Annotated in this window: 15 protein-coding genes; 11 read left to right on the forward strand and 4 right to left on the reverse strand. The window is 41.4% G+C overall.

The annotated features are described in order from the left end of the window. The first annotated feature begins 26 nt into the window (after positions 1–26). The 3 genes from LQ227_RS18340 (at position 27) to LQ227_RS18350 (ending at position 3,171) form a co-directional block, all read left to right on the forward strand. Positions 27–1,166, forward strand: a complete 1,140-nt coding sequence (locus tag LQ227_RS18340) for a hypothetical protein (protein WP_230150417.1) — start codon at positions 27–29, stop codon at positions 1,164–1,166. A 1,087-nt stretch (positions 1,167–2,253) separates the two neighbouring features. Continuing rightward, entirely contained in the window at positions 2,254–2,736 is a 483-nt protein-coding gene (locus LQ227_RS18345) for a MauE/DoxX family redox-associated membrane protein (RefSeq protein ID WP_230150419.1), read from the forward strand. Between the two features lie 123 nt (positions 2,737–2,859). Beyond that, a complete protein-coding gene (locus tag LQ227_RS18350) occupies positions 2,860–3,171 on the forward strand; it encodes a hypothetical protein (protein ID WP_230150421.1) in 312 nt (103 codons plus the stop codon). A 40-nt stretch (positions 3,172–3,211) separates the two neighbouring features. On the opposite strand, the gene LQ227_RS18355 is transcribed toward LQ227_RS18350, so the two are convergent. From LQ227_RS18355 to LQ227_RS18365, 3 genes are read right to left on the reverse strand one after another with little or no spacing between them, the layout of a single operon-like run. Then, positions 3,212–4,570: a RagB/SusD family nutrient uptake outer membrane protein gene (locus tag LQ227_RS18355; protein ID WP_230150423.1), complete on the reverse strand. Its 1,359-nt coding sequence runs from the start codon at positions 4,568–4,570 to the stop codon at positions 3,212–3,214. Between the two features lie 17 nt (positions 4,571–4,587). Continuing rightward, positions 4,588–7,773: a SusC/RagA family TonB-linked outer membrane protein gene (locus LQ227_RS18360; protein WP_230150426.1), complete on the reverse strand. Its 3,186-nt coding sequence runs from the start codon at positions 7,771–7,773 to the stop codon at positions 4,588–4,590. Position 7,774: 1 nt separating this feature from the next. Continuing rightward, positions 7,775–9,046, reverse strand: coding sequence for a TlpA disulfide reductase family protein (locus tag LQ227_RS18365; protein ID WP_230150427.1), 1,272 nt, complete (start codon positions 9,044–9,046; stop codon positions 7,775–7,777). A gap of 701 nt (positions 9,047–9,747) precedes the next feature. On the opposite strand from LQ227_RS18365, the gene LQ227_RS18370 reads away from it, so the two are divergent. From LQ227_RS18370 to LQ227_RS18380, 3 genes are all read left to right on the forward strand, one after another. Continuing rightward, positions 9,748–10,257 (forward strand): helix-turn-helix domain-containing protein, encoded by a 510-nt coding sequence (locus LQ227_RS18370; RefSeq protein ID WP_230150428.1) that lies wholly within the window; start codon positions 9,748–9,750, stop codon positions 10,255–10,257. A gap of 391 nt (positions 10,258–10,648) precedes the next feature. Next, positions 10,649–11,392 (forward strand): LytTR family DNA-binding domain-containing protein, encoded by a 744-nt coding sequence (locus LQ227_RS18375; RefSeq protein WP_230150429.1) that lies wholly within the window; start codon positions 10,649–10,651, stop codon positions 11,390–11,392. A gap of 199 nt (positions 11,393–11,591) precedes the next feature. Next, positions 11,592–12,707 (forward strand): sensor histidine kinase, encoded by a 1,116-nt coding sequence (locus LQ227_RS18380; RefSeq protein WP_230150430.1) that lies wholly within the window; start codon positions 11,592–11,594, stop codon positions 12,705–12,707. Positions 12,708–13,461: 754 nt separating this feature from the next. Here LQ227_RS18380 and LQ227_RS18385 read toward each other — a convergent pair. Further along, a complete protein-coding gene (locus LQ227_RS18385; RefSeq protein WP_230150431.1) occupies positions 13,462–13,641 on the reverse strand; it encodes a hypothetical protein in 180 nt (59 codons plus the stop codon). Between the two features lie 306 nt (positions 13,642–13,947). On the opposite strand from LQ227_RS18385, the gene LQ227_RS18390 reads away from it, so the two are divergent. The 5 genes from LQ227_RS18390 (at position 13,948) to LQ227_RS18410 (ending at position 20,155) form a co-directional block, all read left to right on the forward strand. Further along, positions 13,948–14,538, forward strand: a complete 591-nt coding sequence (locus LQ227_RS18390; RefSeq protein WP_230150432.1) for a hypothetical protein — start codon at positions 13,948–13,950, stop codon at positions 14,536–14,538. An 82-nt stretch (positions 14,539–14,620) separates the two neighbouring features. Then, the gene (locus tag LQ227_RS18395) at positions 14,621–15,973 is read left to right on the forward strand and encodes a hypothetical protein (RefSeq protein WP_230150433.1); all 1,353 of its coding nucleotides are present in this window, start codon (positions 14,621–14,623) and stop codon (positions 15,971–15,973) included. A gap of 442 nt (positions 15,974–16,415) precedes the next feature. Further along, positions 16,416–18,014 carry a hypothetical protein gene (locus tag LQ227_RS18400; RefSeq protein ID WP_230150434.1) on the forward strand — a complete coding sequence of 533 codons (1,599 nt, stop codon included), beginning with the start codon at positions 16,416–16,418 and terminating at the stop codon, positions 18,012–18,014. A 107-nt stretch (positions 18,015–18,121) separates the two neighbouring features. After that, entirely contained in the window at positions 18,122–19,540 is a 1,419-nt protein-coding gene (locus LQ227_RS18405) for a putative phage abortive infection protein (RefSeq protein WP_230150435.1), read from the forward strand. A gap of 312 nt (positions 19,541–19,852) precedes the next feature. Next, positions 19,853–20,155: a RebB family R body protein gene (locus LQ227_RS18410; protein WP_230150437.1), complete on the forward strand. Its 303-nt coding sequence runs from the start codon at positions 19,853–19,855 to the stop codon at positions 20,153–20,155. Positions 20,156–20,459: the final 304 nt, after the last annotated feature.

Raw genomic sequence — 20,459 nt, forward strand, 5'->3', positions numbered from 1 at the left:
TATTATGCTATTTAAGGCAAGAAAATATGGATTTTGAACTTTTCAATCTATCTAAAATGGTCGATAGCTACTGCGAAACAGGTAAGCCGATTGACCATGATGTTGCTGAAACTCAAGAAATATTTAAAAATGAATGCACCAGGATATTGGTAGCATTGCATACCAATTCCGCAAATAATAAACCATCATTTGCCAGGACTTATGTTATCCAGCACCAGATAGGACTGATAAACATATTAAGAAAAATTGACCTGCTCAGAATTCTGGATTCACCTTCCTGTCGGAATATCAACCAACTGGAAACCTGTGAAAACCAGCTCACCCAACTCGTGAATGAGATCAAAAACTCGTTTCCGGGATATTTTGATTACAACGTCGAAGTGACTTCCAACATAATGAAATCAGCACGCATAAATCTCCATGATGGTTTAGCTAAGTTGACGGATTATTTAAAAACCTCTGGCATAGAGGCAGGCTTTGAAATCCTTTTGAATGAAATATTTGGTACCACCATACAATTTAATAACAACATTACATTTGCTCAGATAGATTATTTAGATAAGACCTTGCATAGGTTTATTGAAATCATAAGCCGAAAAAACGTAGTCGATCCCTTTACTCCGGTAGCTATGCTCATCTCGCTACAATGTAACCATCCCGCCTTTTATACTTTCTGCTGCAGTTATTTAAGGGAACAGATGGAACTGAAAGAAAACATATCGGAACAGGTCCACTGCCTGAATTTTTTGCTAAAAAAAATCCGCCAGATAGAACCGGTCCATAGCCTGATCTACGAGCCGGATCTGTCAGGAATCAAGGAGGCGGTCATCGGGTTCATCAATACCGAGCTCGACTATATCCGTTCCCTTGATTTTCTCTCAGAAGAACTGTCCAGCGGAGGACTGATCGAAAAGAACTACCGTGTAAGTTTTACTGTAAGGCAACTGGCAATCTTTATACACCTACAGGTAAAAACGGGAATAATCATCACCGACAAGCCTCGGACCATCCACCAGTATGCATCAAGGCATTTCACAACTCCAGATACGGTGTCCATCTCTGAAAAAAGTTTCAAAAATGCATATTATGGAAGCTCAATTTCAGATATTGAAAAAGTGGTTGCAAAGATCAGCCATATGCTGGTACTGGCACAGGAAAAATTATAGGCTGTTATTTATCCTGTATATTGTAAAAAGAACTCATAGGAGAACCGCAAATCCGATTGCTAGCCCAAAACCCAGTCGAAGTCATCCCCCCCCATGACCAGCCTGCCCAATAAAGGCAATCTACCAAACATTATTATCACCGGCTCTATGATATAATGTCGATGCCAGCATGATACCCTATTCTCCCCCGCGTAACCATCCCAGTTAACAAGCTTTCACTAAGCTTCAGAATATTTTTTCTTCTGATTTCTATCGTACCACAACAGTCATCCCCAAATCATTATTGTCCAATTTTTTCCAATCCAATATTATTCTATCCCATTTGATCGCAAAAAATACCAAAAATATAATTACAGGCCATGGTTGCTGTGGGTTGCTAAAACAGCAACTTGACAACATCATAAAAGATTGTTTCTTTATGAAAAACATAAGATCATGGAAAAAGAAATTTACTTTGAAAAACTTGAATCCTATCAAAAACCATCGATAGGCTTAAAATCTTACCTCACCTAAATTTTACAGGAGAAAAGCTTTAAAAGGAAACATGCCCTAAAACTCGCCGACGTTTTCTTCAGCACAACCGTATTCATTGTATTGGGAACGGTGCGGCTCTTTTTTTTCGATGAGGAAAAAGAGATAACTGTCCAATTCTACCCGAAAAACACTTTCCTTCCACACATGAACCTACTCTGCGGTTATTTTAAGCAAGACCTTATCCTTGAATTTTTAGAGGACTCGATACTGTTGGGCTTTCCGGAAAAACATATCCCAAACCTCTTTAAACTGTTCCCTGAATACTCGAAGATGGAAGCCAGGATTTCCCAGGATATCTTCTGCAGGTTGATGGAACATTCGATCTCCCTTGCACAACAGGATGCACGGGGTCGTCTAGAAATCCTTATGGCAGTATGGCCTGAACTGTTTATTATCTGCGAACTTAAACATATTGCAAATTTTCTTGGAATACATCCCAAAGTATTGAGCCAGTTAAGATCAAAAGCTTTAAAAAGGTAATAAATATTACCCGGTATTTTGGCTTACAAGCGGATTTGGCTATTTAAGTCTAACCTGTTGACATTCTGCTTTTATGAACTTTATACCAGGCATCCCCTTAAAACCAGATGCATTAAACAATATGGGCATAAAGAAATATAATAACATCTATACAGCTGGATATATCATGCTGATTCTGTTATGGGCCACTACGGCAGCCAGTAAGCTTGGAAATCTTAATGGATTTCATTCAGACCTGGATAGGCAGGTTTTTAGCAAAATCTTCACCGGAATGCTATTATATGCCGTTCCAATAACAGAACTTGTAACAGCAGCCCTGCTCACATTCGATAAGACAAGACTTGCTGGTCTTGTAATTTCTCTTTTTCTGATCTCGGCATTTACAGCCTATATCATCCTGATCCTATCAGGGTTTTTCAATAAGGTTCCCTGCAGTTGTGGGGGCGTCCTGAAATTCCTCGGGTGGAAGGCCCATTTATACTTCAATTCATTCTTTCTGCTATTGTCGGCATCTGTAATATATATTCATCTAAAGCGGGAGGTGGGTGACATATAGTTATTAAAACAATGGATCCCGGTCAGATCCGATATGCAACAAAAATCAAAGATCGCACGACCACAGAGAAGATCAATTAACTTATTTTCCTTTTCAGATAAGGGAAACTTAAACTAAAATACCATGTTAAAAAAGTTCAACTTAGGCCTTGTAGCCCTTTTGTTAGGGTTCGGCCTTGTATTTACACAAAGTGCATTTACTACCCGTTTCAGTACATTCTGGGCATATCAACCAGACGGCGACAATGATCCCACAGATTACCAGAAGTATGAGCACACTTCTACGCCATCCGAATTATGTGCGCCGGGTGATTATCCATGTGTGATCGAAGTTCCAAATGGGGTAAATACACCAGAAGCGCTGGAAACATTCCTGGATGGAAAAGATACAGAGGACATCCTTGCCTTATCTTCGGGAAGAACACCGGAACAGTAAATCAATTCAAAGGGCAGCGGAGTATCTCCACTGCCCTTTCTTACCTTTGATTCTGTTCAATATTACTCAGTGACACTACATCCTCGGGTATCTCTAAAGCATACCTTGGGTCATTTGCATTCATGATGTAATCAATCCCCCCAACAGACCTTTTCAGGTTAATGTTTGCCCCTTCCAGGTTAAGCCTTTTCAGATCCAACCAGCGGATATTCCTCATGGTCAGTTCTTTTCTCCGCTCATCCAGCACCAGTTTTTTTACATCCATCGTATTGGCCAAAGTATGCGGCCTGAACGAATTTGTCCTGTACCGTTTGATGAGTAAGGCGTTGAGATCATCGAGTGCTTCCTGAAAGTTACCGCTCCTAGCCAGGCATTCAGCCCTGTTCAAAATCACCTCATCTACCGCAATCCCTGGAAACAATCCTGTAGAGCCGGTATAACTGCCTCTCCAGCCGTAAGTTCCATTACTGTTGCTCCTGAAAAACAGTGTCTTCCTAAGGTCATTGTCCAGATAGCTGCCATAAAGTTCCGGAACGATCTTGGCCCGGGTATTTGCCAATGCAGCTGGGGTTGAATTATAGCAGTCAAAAAGCACCTCACTATTAAACCTGGTAAAGGGAATCGTCTTAGCAGCGTTAACCGTATTATAATCAAACAGGCTCGCACTGATTTTCAGGCAGGAATCTGCGTAAAGATATGCCTGACTGTAAATCCGCATACTTAAGAATACCCGCGACAACATAGCCAGCGTTGCCTGCCTGCCCGGCCTGACCGGGCTCGGCGAGACTAATGGCAACAGCGCAGCTGCACGTTTCAGGTCCGAGAGCACATAATCATAGCTAGCCTGCACGTCAGACCTTTTAGAAGGAAGGTTGAAATCAGTGGATTCCCTGATCACCATTCCAAGGTCATCCCTGGCCGTCACAGGGTTATAAGCCTTTGACCACAGCAGTAGGATGCTAAAATAGGCGCGGCCCCTGTGAAAATAAGCCTGCCCCAGAATACTGTTATACCGCATCTCATTCTGTCCGTTCTTTTCTATTTTCCCAATGCCTTCAATAACGGTATTAGCGGTATACACCAGACTGTAAAGCTTCTGCCAGTCATTGGGCGAGGAAGCATTTGCAAACAAATGGTCTTTCTGCCACAGGTACAGCCTCCGTTCACGGTCCTGGGAAAGTCCGTTATAATCATCATCAGTCAGGTAAAAATCATCTGAGCTGATCTCCCCTGCAGAAGGGTCTACCAGGCTGATCAGGTTTTCACTGTTGAGTAACGCCTGGAGATCATCAAGGTTCTGTGGAACCGCCAGTTTCCTGTCCGATTTTTCGTCAAGGAACTTTTTACAGCCGCCAAACAGTACAATAACAATTGCGGCAATTAAACATATATTTTTCATCTTCAATCCAATTAAATTTAAAATGCGGCCCTTAGGCCAACGGAAAACAGCTTAGATGGGGCAAGCGCAGTTACGCCGATCTCATAGTCAGGATCGATGTTGTGCTTGTTCGCTGCCCATAAAATCCCCAGATTGGATACATTGGCGTATACAGTTAAGCTTGAAATCTTGTTATTTTTCAGTACAGGGCTATAACTCAGATTGATGTACTGCAGCCTGATGTGGTCTCCCCTTGAAACCAGTACTTCTGCATTACGGTAAAAGTTGTCCCTTGCATTTACATTGGGATAAATCTGCGAGGGTACATCGGTAAGAAGCTCATCGCCCGGATTTATCCACCTCAACGCATAGTCAGAATGGCCCTGCCCTGTAGAAAACAGGTTACCATATTGCATAGAATTACGTTTAAAATAGTAACCAAGTTTATAACTGATCTGCACGTTAAGCTCAAAGCCCTTAAATCGCAAGCCGTTTCCCACACTTCCAAATATTCTCGGGATCGCTGAACCGAAAAACCGCAGATCAGACAGCTGGGTTCCGGAACCGACGATTTCATTGTAGTTTTTACTCGGCTGATCTTTCAAAATCCCTATAGGATCACCAGTGAGCGGATCCAACCCGGCCCATTTATAGGCATAAACACTGTATACCGGGTTCCCGATCACTCCCGAAACCGGTGGACTGTTTGCACTGCCCAGAAACGCACTGCCCTGCATATTCGATAAAAAGTACTCATCGATCCTGTCGGCATACCTTGAAAAATTAAAACTGGTCGTCCACTTCATTGCCCTATCCACATTGACCGTATTGAGCTGCAGTTCTATCCCGTTACCGCTCATCTGCGCAACATTTTTTAAGATATTTGCCCCCACACCACCCGTGTAGTCAAGCAGCGCATTGCCAAAAAGGTCCTTCCCCTTCTTATGAAAGAACTCGATGGATCCTGAAATCCTGCGGTTAAATATCGCGAAATCCAGTCCGAGATTGAACATGGCAACACTCTCCCATTTCAGGTCGGGATTTGCATAGCTGTTAAACCTTGCGTAAGGTTCGGAAACATTCGGGTTGGTGCCGGCATATGCAATCGTGGTCAGTGCGGTCATCGAGGGATCAATATTTCCGGATACCCCATAGGTTGACCTCAGCTTGAGCAGTGAAACCCACTTTGCATCAAAAAACTCCTCCCGGTCTATATTCCAGCCCAGACCTGCTGACCATAACGGGTTCCACTTATTGTTCGTGTTCAGACCGAACAGGTTTGATGCATCCCTACGCCCGCTCAAGGTAAGTGTATATCTTGATTTATAGCTATAGGCCGCATTGGAAAACACCGAAACAAACCTGGTCACCGTATTCCCCACTCCGTTCCTATCCAGGATAAAGGAACCGTTACCGGTGGAAAGCGAGGGATACTGCACGGTATAATCCACTGTACCTGAGGTTAGGATATCATACCGGTAACCATAAAGCCGGGAAGTTATACCATCAGATATAGCGTCCCTTGATTCGGCCCCGACAAAAACACTAACACCATGGTCTGCTTTCTGGTATTCATACTTGAGCAAGCCCCTAAAGTTATTGACCACGAGCACATTGTTCAGGTTGTCAAGTATCCCTCCTTTGGGAACCTTATATACGATTATCCCATTGACATACTGCGCAAAGTCATTTACCATGCTACGTGCAAAATAACTCTGGCCGTCATAGAAATTTCTGTTTTCACTGGACTGCCTTTCAAACTGATAACGGAAATCAAGCGAAAAACCTAAAGGCAATTTATATTTAAACCCGGTATTGAGCAACAGGTCGGACACCGTTGTACTGTTTTCGGTATGATAAAACTCCTCAAGGGGATAATACGCCCAGTCACCCAAAAGTCCGTTCGCCAGTCCGTTCAGATAGCTGATCCTCTTATCTCTTGGAACAGCCAAGGCTGATCCGTTCACGTCCGCGAGCTGCGCATAGGGATATAGTGACTGGTTAACCGAAGAAATACTTCCATAACCCGGTTTACCGCCTAAAGACCTGCTCTGGGTGAACAAAAAACCAGAGCTTACTTCCAAATTTTTTAAGGGCTTAAAATCCATCTGTACCTTCGAACTGAACCTATTATATTTCGCGTCCAGTTCCGAAACACTCCGGTCATATCCGGCTGAGGCAAGCCACTTAAATGCGGTACCCCCTCCTGAAAGATTCATTGCAAACTGGTTACTGTACATGTTCTGGTAAACATAATCCCTAAAATCATTCCTCACGTCCAGGCCTTTCAGGCGCAGGATTTCCTGTTGCGCCGCTTCGGTGGAAATAGACCCGTTATCCCTTTTCAGCAAAAGCTCGATCAATGGAGTCAGTGCCGGATGCGTACTGCTATTGATCTGCGAATTATAAAAACCCTTTCCGTACAAAAAAATCTCGGTATCAATAAAATCTGAAGAACCCATCTGCGGAAGACTACCCAGATCCGGTCTTGGTGAATATGCTGTATTGACATTGGTACTAAGGGTCATTTTAGCTCCGTATTTCCCTGTTTTGGTGGTGATCACGATTACCCCATTGCCGGCACGGCTTCCCCAAATACTTGCCGCGGCGGCATCTTTTAATATGGTGATACTTTCCACATCATTTGGATTGATGTTATTCATGTCACCTTCATAAGGAAAGTTGTCCAAAACTACCAAAGGCTCCTTTGGTCCCCTAATACTGCTGATCCCACGGATCATCAGCCTGCCTGTCGAACTGGTCGACCGGTCTGCAATCAGTCCGGAAGTGACCGCCTCGAGCCTTGTCAGTATGCCCTGTCCGGCCTGCTGGTTCAACAGCTTATTATCAAGTACGGTAAAAGATCCATTTGAGCGCTCTTTGGGAAGCCGCTGGTAACCGGTGTTGACCTCGACATCTTCCAGCTTGTTTTCTTTTTGCCTCAGATACACCACGATATCTTTTGGCAGCGGAACGGTCAGCAAGACCTGTTCATCAATATAACCTACATAAGAGATGTTCAACTTCATCTCCCCATTAACTTCAGGCAGCAGGAAGCTTCCGTCCTCACCACTATAAAAGACCGTTCCGTTCCCCAGAACAAGGATTTTAGCTTTCGAAAGTGCAGCTCCGGTTTCTTTATCGTACACCATCAATTTGAACTTGTTCTGCGCGAAACCACTAACGGTAGCCAACAAAAACATAATCGTGATTATCTGTTTCATCTTAATCATCTGAATTGTTAGCACCATTTGTTCTCTCCACGACCAGCATCTCCATATTCCTTGAGGAAAGCGAAAGCACTAGTCCATATTTTTGCAGGTACCGGTTCAGTTCATCGACAGAATCGCACACTGGAACATCCATATCAACTTTATAGCTAATATCTGTCTCATCCACAACCGGCAAGCTCATCCAGCGCCTACCCAATAGCTTTACGATAAAATAAGCAATAGGCTGATTGACCATCCTTCCACCGGGATAGAATACATTGTTGGAAGCTTTCCCACCCTTTGTTTTCAATAACTTACTGGCATCCGGTTCCAGGCAGGCCAGTACGTAACATTCGGCATCAATCCTTATGGCACTTGCCTTATATCCTGAATAGCCGTTGGCAAAATCCATCATCAACTGACACAGATTGTCCTGCTGAGCTTTGGGAACCCAGAAATCCACCGTCCACAGATTCTCTTTCCCCAATTTTTTATTGACAAATGCCTCCGTATCCTTAAAATCAAGCAGCATCCTCTGCCTGTAGAACCAATCATAACGGTTTTGTGCAAGTAAACTGTAAACCCATTTAAGGGTGGAATTTTTGATCAATAGGCCGGTGTTTACAGAGTTCTCACGTTTTTCATTGCCGCTGCCCAGCCCCGGGATTTCCCCTTTAAGGATCATATTGAATGCTAACATATTCTTGGGATTAATATTCGTGAATAATGGCACATCTGCTGTAATGGGAATTACGGCGGGTGCGCTGAAGATTTTTCGCAAAGCAAGGTCAATGTTTACCGCATTCACCTCGTTCCCATCGGTAATATTGCGCACCGTACCGCCCTGATCAATCCAGATGGCGTGCGGCAAAACCTTATGGGGAAACATTGCATTTATTAAGGTGTCAGCCACAATGGAGGTCAGCTGCTTTCCCAAAGGGTTCTTACCAGATGCCCCAAAAACTGTAACGGCAGCAGCACTTTCCCTTGAAACCCGCAGGATTTCAAACCGGCCTTTAAAATCTGCCAATAGTCTGGACTGATCCGGCAGGGATTGCACGCAGGGCGCGCACCAGGTCCCCCAAAAATCTATCACTATAAATTTGCCTTTAAAGGAGGATAGATCCGATTCCCGGATACTTCCGTTAATAAAATACTTATGGGTGGCCGTCCAGAAATTTTCAGGCACTTTCTCCCCTATCTTGATTGTCAAAGTCTGAAATTTTCCCCAAGAGACAAGGGATGCAAAGATCAAAACCTTGATCAGTATAATTTTTTTCATCATGTTTGGTTAGCCAGCGAAGGATTCAGAATAACTTAGCAAACCGCACATACGCATAGCGCGTCGTTCCACATCAGTCAAAATTTTAGGCATAGCAATGCCGCATCGATCCAATCGCTGTAATTAAATTATTGGTTGATAATAAATAAAAAGCAAGCCCTGCTAACTGAAAGCATTATAAGGACCATGTTTCTGAAATATCAGTTGGCAGGGCTACGGTTTCTCACTCGGGATTTTTCGGCTTTAGCGCATAAAGCCTGTTGAAGGGACAAGATAATAGAGCCAAGTGCAGAAGCACCTGAAAGTCGAGCATGGAATAGACACAGATATCCGAATCGCCCATCATAGATGAGCAAAAACTTAAATTTCGCCTGATTATCTGTTTTCTCATACTCGTATGAAATACGAGTCCTGTTAGGTATAGTTCTCAATAAATGTGAGAGCTGCACACCACGGTTCTTAAAGTTCTCACGCCTTACGTAACATGGAATTACAGCAGCTCCCACATCTACTTAGATATGCAAATATAGCATCTCTTTTATAGACGTGGGCATTAAAAAACTGCTGTCTCGTGTTACGGCGTGAGATTACGAACCACAAGACTCTTATTAATGCTTCAATTATTATCAAATATAAAAAAAAACGATTTCAATTCAAAATATTCCGTGTTCAAAATGAAATCATTTAACTGATTTTATTTGCGAATGAGCCTTGGAAAAATAATCATTGGTAAAAATATAAAACTTATAAGGACGAGTATTGGACTTTCTTTGCAAGATTTTTCAATAGTAGCCGAAATTTCAAAAACTAGTCTTGTGAATATTGAGAAAGCAAAAACTGGCTACAATTTAAATTTATTAGAAAAAATCACCACTTTGACAGGATATTCTTTACACCAACTTTCTGAAGAGAGATTCAAACCCAGTCCAAATCTTAGAGAAGATTTAGTTCTATTACATAGCAATAATCTTCAAGTAAAAAGTATTTTGACTAAAACTCCAGAAATTGTATATGCCGTTAAAAATAAATTATTATCAAGTGATTTTCTAGACAAACCAAAAGAGATTAAGGAAATTAGCAATTTCTTCAAGAAGTACAATTGGTTCTTCAAGAGTTCTGCAATAACCAACGCATTAACTCGGATGCCTAATAAAATTGAAGTAAAAAGACACGAAACAAAGAAAAACACAAACATTTATTTAAAAAAGCATTAATTATATTTTACACATTAAAAATCGTTTTTCGCCTATTTATACTAGAATTTTAATAATAAATCACGAGATAATTGGTCATTGTCAACGGTAATAAGCCGAATTAAAGCCAACTAAACTCTATTAATCATAAAGTATGAAACTAGGCAATTGCACTGCTTAGATGAAAAACTGTTTCCATAAAACCTGATATTCGCCGCACAATTAGCTTTTCTTGTTCTGGGTTCTCTTAGCCTAACAAACTACAATCCGAATATTCATAGCCGGAATTCCAAAAAAGCCTTTTCCTGACGGCCAAAAAACTCGTCAGAACTTTTTTTTTAGATAGTCATCCTAAACGCCTATACTCCCTAAAAGAATATTTCTTAAATTAGTTCTATCTAACCTTCATCCCATGAAAAAACAAATCAGGTGCACCATCGTTGATGATGACCAGTATGCTATCAGCATACTTGAAAAGCACATAATAGACATACCCGAACTGACGGTATATCAAACCTTTACCCGACCAGTCGAAGCACTCGGGGCGATCAACAGTTACCAAGACAACCATCTAATCTTCATGGATATCGATATGCCTGGCATGTCCGGCATGAGGTTGGCAGAAAACCTCAGGAATACACCCCACAATATCATTTTCACCACCTCTTATCAGGAGTATGCCCTGGACGCCATCAAAGTAAGGGCAAAACACTACCTGCTTAAACCATTCGGCTTAGACGATCTTGCAGAGGTTGTAAATACAGTTATCAGGGAATGTTACGTCCTTAAAAATTTCGACAGCGCGGACTGTACGGCCTTTTTCTTCAGGACCGATAAGGAACCGGGAAAATTGAAAAGGGTTGAAAAGAGAGATATTATGTATATACAGGGTGCGAATCACCACATTCACATCTACACCCCTACAGAAAATTTTTCTGTTTATATGCCCCTTGGAGAGATTGAGAAACTGTTGTGCAAGAACAGGGAATTCTACCGTGTCCATAAATCCTACCTTCTTAATGCAGACCATGTCAAGAACATTGAAGGAAACAAAATCAGCCTTGGCAAATACGAGGTCTTGATGACCTCATCTTTCAAAAAAGATTTCGTCTCCTATATAGAACGGCATACGCCGCGGATCAGACGGGATACCTGATATCATTTCCGGTCCAGGGGATGGGTAGTTATGATCAATATAGTGGTCGTAACGGTTGGATCGGTCGATATGCTCATAGACCCATCTTTGGAACGAAAAATAAACACAGTTTTTTTCGTCAATTTTATGTGGCTTTTTGTTTTCATGAGGGAAACTTAGCCTGACCAAAAACCCTAAACGAACCAACTGCGCAAGGCCTATGGATACTACCGCGAAGAAGAAAAAGTACAGCGTCAAAAAATTCTTAAAGACTTACAGATGGCACATTTTCGCATGGCTGCTATTTATCTTACACGAATCAAGTTCAGTGGCTGTTGTTGCCGGAGGATTTGCCGATCCAATAAATTATTTCTCCCATTATCCGGTGAACATCTTATTTTTTTATGTCCATGCCTGCCTCCTGCTCCCAGCCTGTGTGGACAGGTGGACTACCAATATCCCAAAGGCCATTACACTTTCAATACTGCTACTGGCAGCCTATATGTTTTCAAGCCTGGCGGTTGACCGTATCACGGAAGCAGATACATGGGTACCGGGCACTATTGCCGGAAAAATCTCGAAGGGGTTTGTGCTGAGCACGCTTTGGCGGGGATTTTATTTTATGTCCTTTGCTACCACCTTTTTCTATATCAAGCAGTTTGTGGTACAGAAACAAATAAGCCTCGGCCTGGAAAAAAAGGCAGTAGAACGGGAATTGAGGGAAGAAAAAATGGCCATGGAGCTGAGCAGTGCGAAAAATGCACATATCAGGGCCCAGATCAGCCCGCACTTCCTCTTCAATACGTTAACCTATATTTATGACCAGGCACTAGGCAAAGAGCCAAAAGCAGGAAAAGCCATACTGTACCTATCCAAACTGATGCGCTATGCGATCGAAAGTGACCACGGCCCCGATATCGTCGCACTGAAACCTGAAATCCAACAGGTTGAAAACCTGATCGAACTGAGCAGGATCAAACAGCCGGAAATCTACATTGAATTCAGCTATGCGACGGAGTCTTTGGAGGTGAGTATAATTCCCCTCATACTCATAGGCTTAGCAGAAAATATGATCAAGCACGGTAATATGAGCATAAAAGAAGATCCGGGCAGGATCAGTATTAGCCTTGAGGAGGGAATTCTAACTATCAAGACTGATAACTTAAAGAATACCGGAATAAATGATACCGGGTTTCATACAGGCCTTGACAATATAAACACACGCCTATCCTATTCTTACGCGACCTCGGCAAGGCTCAACTATTATGTGGACGATAGGGACCACTTTATTGCCACTGTCGAGATACCGATAACGACTGACTCCGGCAGCAGATAATCCGATTACCTTTCCCAACAAATCGGGCTGGTCTTTGTAAAGAGCGTTCAAGTTCTTGTTAATTCTAGCCGCTACGGGATACCACTTTTTTTTATCTCCTCTGCCATCCAAATATGCGAGCTGCGTGTTCTGGTTCAGTTCTTCCTTATTAAATTTCAGTCGTTTAAAAAGTCACTTCACTATCGATGGGTGTATTTTGACAAAAAGCTTTTTGGGAAATGCATGTCCAGCAACAAAAAAAACAAATGGTAGTGCAGTAATTAAATTAGACGGCTCAGGAACAGGCATCGCATCCGGCACTGGTATTAGACCAACTAAAAACAAACAGGTGTTAAAGCGCTGCCACTAACTACCAATACAACTGCAACAAGTGCAGTAAACAATACAGATTTGATTTTTGTAAATTTCATAATATGGCCGCTTGTTTGCTTTTGAAAAAGCGGGCGAAAAAGTTCGGTTTTTGAGAATAAAGCCTCAGTGCCGAGAACGCTATAATGGACAGACAGGTATTGACAATAAGGTGCTGGCCCAGGTCATTTTTTCAACAAGGCCAGCACAGGCGCAGGGGGCGTTTGGGGAAATATCCGAAATAAATAAGTGCGACATATATAGTAAAACTGACCAAAAGCAATAGCGAGCTGGCATAGGCATACTCGCGCTATTTCGGGTGAAAGAACAACAGTTCAGCGCCAAGTTCAACGATCGGAACGACTGGCACCATTATTTTCAGGACCGATCTGGGAAAAATCTGCAGTTACATGCTATGCCAGTAGGATTTATAGTCTAACAGTTTATCAAGGCCGGTATAAAGCCACAAGAGCACCAAAAGGCAGGTCATGGCTTCAAGTATTATTAGCCGACGTTTTTCAGCTTTGGAAATCGGTTTTGGGAGGAGGCCAGTATTTTCTCCCAACAGCAGGATTGTATTTTTCATTAGGTTCAGATTTGGTTAGGGAAACCATTGTTGATTTCTTAACACAAATCTGCTGGGAAGAAAGCGGGGATTTTCCGACAAATGTCGGGAAATGAAAAAAGTTGGTACTGAAAATTTAAGTATTAAAACGGGGGTCGCTCGAAATTGGAACAGCAACAATTTGTACTATCCTTTCCACTTGTAGCCTAGTCTTGTGTTCAAAGAAATATTCCCTCACAGGTAGAAGCGAAAATAATCACTTTTCGGGCGAAGCCGAAAGGCCGCAAATGTGTAGTGGGAAACTGAGAATAAATGCTATGTTTGAATATGATTGACGCCTCGAAAATATTAAAAGCATACGGTTCAGACCTGCTCGGTTCTTTACTGCACCTCCAACAGAATCCCCAGATCTTTGACAGCATTATCTCAATGGATATTGCCTGTGATCAACTGGCTCCCTTAGCAGAGGGTGTGCATGCTTCTGCAGAATCGGATAGGATATGCCGCGTTCTCCACAACAATGGACTGAATGAAGCTCCAGCGGTATATTGGTTTGAAATAATATCGGATCACACAGCAGATCAGATCAGAAATAGCTATATACAGCATAGAGAAACTATCGGCGAAAGGAAGATGCCTGCTATCTACAAAAACTATCAGCAGGATTCTAAGATACTGTACGTTGGAAAGGGAAATACAAATATTTCTGGCAGAATGTTCCTGCATCTAGGTTACGAACCCAAACAAATCCATTTACAAGGGCTCCAACTTTGTCATTGGGATTATCTGAGCGAACTTAAGGGCCTGGTGCTCCGCCTTAACATAGTTTATCTGCCGCTTAATATGACAGCGTTGACCTCTGTCTTCGAATATCACCTTGCAAAAACGCTTAAACCTATCCTCGGCAAACATAGGTAGCAGTGATTAATAAGATTCATAGCACTTAATAACGAACATATCGCTGTCAATAGATTACTTAACAAATCAGTAAAAAAATATTGTGGGACAAACCGAAAATAAAAAAATAGGAACCACCGCGCTCATTGAAGTGATGAAAGGCCGTGATCGCTCTTTTGAAGTGCTCGATGAGTGGATAGAGATCAAAGGTTATGATATTACCGAAAGTTTTTTCTTTTATGATAACATCTTGTTCACAGAAAGGATCCGTTTTGAGGACTGTACGTTTCATGAGCATTTTTCGCTGGAAAAGTCAATTTTCGAGAACTATGTCGAATTTAAGAACTGTAAGGTCTTACAATCACTCTTCATCCTGGCCGGAACCTTTCATAAAACACTCAGGATCACCCAACTGGACTGTAAATACTTCCATCTGGATTCCGGTAATTTCCAAGCCATCGACTTTTCTTCAGGAAACAAAGAAATGTCGATTTGGATTCGTGATGCGGAGTTCTCTGAATTTAATATGGGGACCTACCTGGGAGTGGATGAGACAAAGGAATTGATAATTTATAATCAGGGTAAAACCAAGGGGAAGATCAACATTAAAGGTCAAACCATCGCAAAACTTTATATGCATGGCCCCAACAAAGATTGTCAGTATCTTTTTGAAGATGTCAAAACAGATTATTTCCACCTTAGTAGTTTTGTTAATGACGGCAATCTAAATATATTCGGCCTTAGTCCCGCTACCACTGGCAACTCCTACTTCGAAATAAGCAAATCCAATCTCGGAAAGGCACAATTTCACCGTGTGGCATTTGATGAGTTCACCGAGGTCATCATCATAGACAGCTACCTTTCGGAAACTAACCTGATCAATTGTCACTGGAAAAGAGATAACATCAAACCAATGGTCGGACCAACATACGGCAACCATGACAAAAACAGGAAGGTGAGAACAAAGGTGCATTTCAACCAGTTAAAAGAGGTTTTCCGGCAATTGAAGTATGTTTACGAAAAACAGGGGGACCGGATCCAAGAACAGTTTTTTTATGGATTGGAGATGAAAGTCTACAATAAAAAACTTAACTGGACCTGGCCTGTTTTTGAAACGTTCTGGGAAAAGCTGATCCTCTATCTTAGTGAACACCTCACCTCGTTCGGCTCAAGCTTCCTGCGCCCATTGACCGGTCTCATATTGACCAATATTTTAATATTAAGCGTTATGATAAACTACTATCAATATGGCGGTCTTTCAATTGTACCTTATTCGCTCAGCGACAAAGCAGTAGTGGAACAAGCTTTTGGTCTCTTCTTCATACTACTTAACCCTTTGCACAAAGTTAACGATGCGCTTCGTGGCTGGGAGATCATGTGGGATCTGATTTCAAGGGTTATGTCATCTTATTTTATCTATGCACTAATAAAATCATCGAGACGGTTTTTGAGGTGAGACTACATCCATCAATAATAGATGGTCTGCAATTACCTAAGATGAACCTGCAAGAAAATCAAAGGGCACTCCTTTTCGATAATGATATAAGCTATCCGTAATTTTTCGGTATGTTTTCTGAAAAAGTCCAGCAGTGTTTCAACACACTATTTTATTACAGTTTTAAACTTTTACCTTCAAATAAACGCTCATGATACTTGACGAAAATTACGATCTTATTGCCGACCTTCTCTTGGAAAACAAAGAAATACGGCTTACTGGAAAGACAATAGGCTTTGTAAATGTGAATGCCGCTGGTTACAGGGCAAGCTGGGTTAACATACAGAATTCCAATTTCACAAGTTCATTGCGTTTCAAAGAGGTAGACCTGAAAAAAGGCATTTTATTTGACGGCTGTACCTTTCAATATGATGTTATACTGGAAAACATAACAGCATCAACTTTGGATAAGCACCTTGGCATTGAACCGATAAACATTCAATTTAAAAACTGTATTTTCGAGGGAGTTTTTGCCATAAACAACTGCAAGCTATCCTATGGCATTGAATTTAATCATTGCCAGTTTAACAAAGTTGCTAAACTTGATGCTGTAAAAACTGAACAGGGAGGGCTACAGATATCATCCTGTAATTATGCGGGCAACCTTTACATTGAAAGCTGCATATTACAGGGCGATACCAAAATCCATGAATCAACGATATCGGATGCAATCCTGATCCGGTTCAGCAAAATGAAAAGTCTTGAGCTGAATAAGAAAAATATTTTCTCGGGCGGCTGTCAAATCTACCATTGCTCTTTCGAAGAACACATCATGCTTCAAGATTCCATTTTCCAGGGAATGGTCAACTTGGTAAAATGCGAAACAGCCTTGCAGGGGCTCTATCTTTTCTCTTCCCAGTTTGAAAAAGGTCTTTATGTGGATTATAGGAAACGCAAAAATGATAGGTCGAAATCCATTACAGAATATCATATTCAGGGCTGCAGGTTTGCTTCGGGCTTTTTTGTCATGGGCTCTCCTGGTAAATACGCAGATAGGTCGAACATCGAAAGAATATCATTACACTTAAGCGTGAATCTTTCAGGCAACATGACCTTCAACGACCTGGATGTCGGCACAATCGATATCCAGGGATTCAATAACGGCACAAATATTAGTTTTAATAATTTGGCTGTAGGGGAATTGCTTATTCGTGATACTATCAACCAAGGTGGACTGATTTTCTCAGGGCTCCGCGCGACAAACCGGGAACTACAAGATAAAAAAGAACCTATTCTTCTGCGCAGCAACTACGTGGAAATAACCAATTCCAATCTCGGTAAAGCCCTTTTCTTTCAAACGGACTTCAGTTCATTTGACCTTATCAGGATGCACAATGTTCTCTTGACCGAAATATCATCTTCTAATGTTATTTGGTTTCACCGGTCCAAACTGGAAACCGACCATATATCCGAACTTAAAAATAAGCTTAGGCTAGTAAAAAAAAGGGGTAACAGCAGTGAAATTGCTAAGGCGAGACAAATTCTACACCAAAAGCTGGCTGCAATACGGGAGATATACCGGCAATTGAAATTCTCAGCCCAAAAACAGGGCGACATTCCACTTTCGCTCGAATTCCAGCGCCATGAAATGCACTACTATAAAAAGTCAGTTGCTGTAAACCGTCCCAGACAATGGAGTGAATACCTGATATTATGGAGCAGTATGAGTAACGATTTCGGACAGAGCTGGCTAAAGGCATTAATGGGCCTGTTTATCTTTTCAATCATAAGTTTTTTGCCCGTAGCGTTTTTCAGTTCCAGAAATTTGGACTATAACCATTTTTTAGATTCCATTAATGATCTTCCGGTTAATATACATGCGATCCTAGGCAACCTGAAAATGTGGGCAATATTAGTTAACCCCGCCCACAGAACTAAGGACCTCAGCGAACATATCGACGAGTTCCCTTCCGTGGTATATCTTTTTGATCTTCTAAGCAGGATAGGAATATCTTATTTTTTATTCCAAATGGTTAGTGCCTTCAGGAAATTCAGTAAATAAATAGTGAATATAAAAAAGCCGTGACAAGGAGATCACCATCTTCAATGGGGAATTACCGAAAAAAAAACAATAATATCTTTATTTTAGCAGATCTAAATTCCACTTTCATGAATACAAAATTGACCGAAACAGATCCCGAAAACGAAGAAACTGATTATCAATCTGATGATGCCTACAAAGGTTTTGCATTAGTTTTGATTGCTGCTGCGATTATATGTTTTTTCGTTGTTTTACACAACCAGCCTGCAAAAACAAGCGCGGATAACGCTATATCAAAAGTATCTGGCACTAAGGGATATCAGGCTGAAGATCCTAAAGAATATTGGAGCATAAAAGGAACCATTGGTGATTTTACTGCCGGAGTTGCAGGCACATTATTCTCGTTTGCAGGTTTTGTACTGCTTTACCTGTCGCTTAAGAAACAGAGCGAGGCCAATGTCATGCAACAAAAAGCTTTTAATCACGATAAAACGGAAGGAAGGTTTTTTGAATTACTCAAACTTCACCGGGACAATGTAAGCGATATCAAATATTCACTGGTAAAGCGTGAAAAGATCACCGACGAGAAGGGAGTAAAAGAAATTTTCGAGACCAATATTTTTGAAAGCAGGCATTTTTTCCTCGCGGCATTAGAACAATTTGAGGAGGCATACAACGAACTCTCGCATATGTTTCATAAATGGCCACTCGAAGAAATCTACACTAGCGAATACCTGTTGACCCTTAAAAAAAACAAGGAGATTAATACACGCAACATAGATCTATTGGAATACGCCCGGATAGACATTATATATCTGATCGTTTTTTTCGGGGTTAGTAAATCCGGCATAGAAACAGTTAAGAGTTTAACTCATAACAGATACGATCTAACTTTTATGAGTTACATTTTAGCATTCGCTGCTTTAAAGCCGCAGCAAAGATCAGTATATTGGACACAATGGGATTTGACAAACAAACTAAAACCAACTGATCTGATAACGCTTCGCTTTAATCTGGCTAATCATCGTTTAGGGAAGGAAGTTGACGTTAATTGTTTTAAACAGATCAGTGTCATCGACGGAAAGCAGACAATGCTCGTAAATCCCTACTATCCCGACAAATATGAAAAGTATTATGGTGGCCATCAATTCCGTTTAGGCCATTATTTCCGTCATCTATACCAGACAATTTCATTTATCGATAGCAGCAAAGAACTTTCATCCAATGAGATGTACGGGTACATCAGACATCTAAGGGGACAGTTATCTACCGCAGAACAAATATTGATATTTCTAAACAGCCTTTCCCAGTTAGGAAGAATCTGGGAATTGGAAGAAAAAAAACATGGTTCAGCAATGCCCGATGCAAAGCAACTGATCACCAAGTATATGATCATCAAAAACATTCCCAATGACGTCATCTTCGCTGACATTAGGATTTCAGATTACTACCCAAATGTAGTATTTGAAGGCTTTGATGTCCCTGAAAATAAAATCATAAAGGAAGCAGCTCTTCAGCGCGAACAGATACGAACAGATATGGTTTGATATTTTTTCTTTGTGGAGGAAACGCCATGAAACATTACTAAAAGCTAAAAAGGTATCAAGATTTTGCTACATTCTTTATCAATAGCGCGTGAGCGGTTGCAGCGGCATCCTTTTGGAACAAAAGATACAGCGGAAGACGCGGCCCTTTAGGGATACGCCAAAAAATTAAATGCCATTTTTTAGAAAAATAAAAACCCAACTCCCAGCACACGTCCAAAAGAAAAATCAAAAACATTGACATTCAGTTTCCAAGGCCCGCTACTTTTTATCAGGTATTTCCTAACTTTAATCTAAATCTAAAAAACTAACCTCATGAACCCACAAGAAGACAACAAACCAACAGCAAACGCTACAACGCAATCGGTTAATAGCCAGATTACAGACGCAGTAACACAATCCAACGTAAAAGTTGTAGCGGAAGCCCCTGCAATCGCACTGGGAAATATTTACAAGACCGCGGCACATTCTACAGGGCTTATGTTTGAAAACGCGATAAATGCCCAGAATCAGCAGAATACTTTAGGGCAGGCTGCCACAACACAGGGAGTCATGCAGATTTACAGTGTGGACACTGTCGTTGATGCCGTAGCTATAGCAAAACTTTTAAAGCCCTAAACCCAAGCTGGCCATATGCTGAAAAAATGTGGCTTAAATTTATATTAAATTTGTAAATGAATCAGCACATTCAAAATAAAATCCATGATCTGAAAAAGGCTGCAGCAGTATCGCACAGCCCTTCGAGCTCAGCATCACGGAGCACCGGAAATCAGGACAGCCTTGGCCAGGTCATCCGCACAAAAAATGACGCTGACCGGTTCATGTCTGAAATCAATGTCATTTCGAAGCGTTCAAAATAACTTATGCCTTGCGTTAAAGTAAATCATAGATATTTACCATACATTTTTTTAAAAGAATAAGA

The sequence above is a fragment of the Pedobacter sp. Bi27 genome (genome assembly GCF_918698255.1).
GTDB lineage: Bacteria > Bacteroidota > Bacteroidia > Sphingobacteriales > Sphingobacteriaceae > Pedobacter.

Coding starts and splice junctions, on each gene's coding strand:
- LQ227_RS18410 (WP_230150437.1), top strand. CDS start 19,853: ATGAACCCACAAGAAGACAACAAACCAACAGCAAACGCTACAACGCAA.
- LQ227_RS18350 (WP_230150421.1), top strand. CDS start 2,860: ATGTTAAAAAAGTTCAACTTAGGCCTTGTAGCCCTTTTGTTAGGGTTC.
- LQ227_RS18355 (WP_230150423.1), bottom strand. CDS start 4,570: ATGAAAAATATATGTTTAATTGCCGCAATTGTTATTGTACTGTTTGGC.
- LQ227_RS18375 (WP_230150429.1), top strand. CDS start 10,649: ATGAAAAAACAAATCAGGTGCACCATCGTTGATGATGACCAGTATGCT.
- LQ227_RS18370 (WP_230150428.1), top strand. CDS start 9,748: ATGAGCCTTGGAAAAATAATCATTGGTAAAAATATAAAACTTATAAGG.
- LQ227_RS18390 (WP_230150432.1), top strand. CDS start 13,948: ATGATTGACGCCTCGAAAATATTAAAAGCATACGGTTCAGACCTGCTC.
- LQ227_RS18360 (WP_230150426.1), bottom strand. CDS start 7,773: ATGAAACAGATAATCACGATTATGTTTTTGTTGGCTACCGTTAGTGGT.
- LQ227_RS18345 (WP_230150419.1), top strand. CDS start 2,254: ATGAACTTTATACCAGGCATCCCCTTAAAACCAGATGCATTAAACAAT.
- LQ227_RS18405 (WP_230150435.1), top strand. CDS start 18,122: ATGAATACAAAATTGACCGAAACAGATCCCGAAAACGAAGAAACTGAT.
- LQ227_RS18380 (WP_230150430.1), top strand. CDS start 11,592: ATGGATACTACCGCGAAGAAGAAAAAGTACAGCGTCAAAAAATTCTTA.
- LQ227_RS18365 (WP_230150427.1), bottom strand. CDS start 9,046: ATGATGAAAAAAATTATACTGATCAAGGTTTTGATCTTTGCATCCCTT.
- LQ227_RS18340 (WP_230150417.1), top strand. CDS start 27: ATGGATTTTGAACTTTTCAATCTATCTAAAATGGTCGATAGCTACTGC.
- LQ227_RS18385 (WP_230150431.1), bottom strand. CDS start 13,641: ATGAAAAATACAATCCTGCTGTTGGGAGAAAATACTGGCCTCCTCCCA.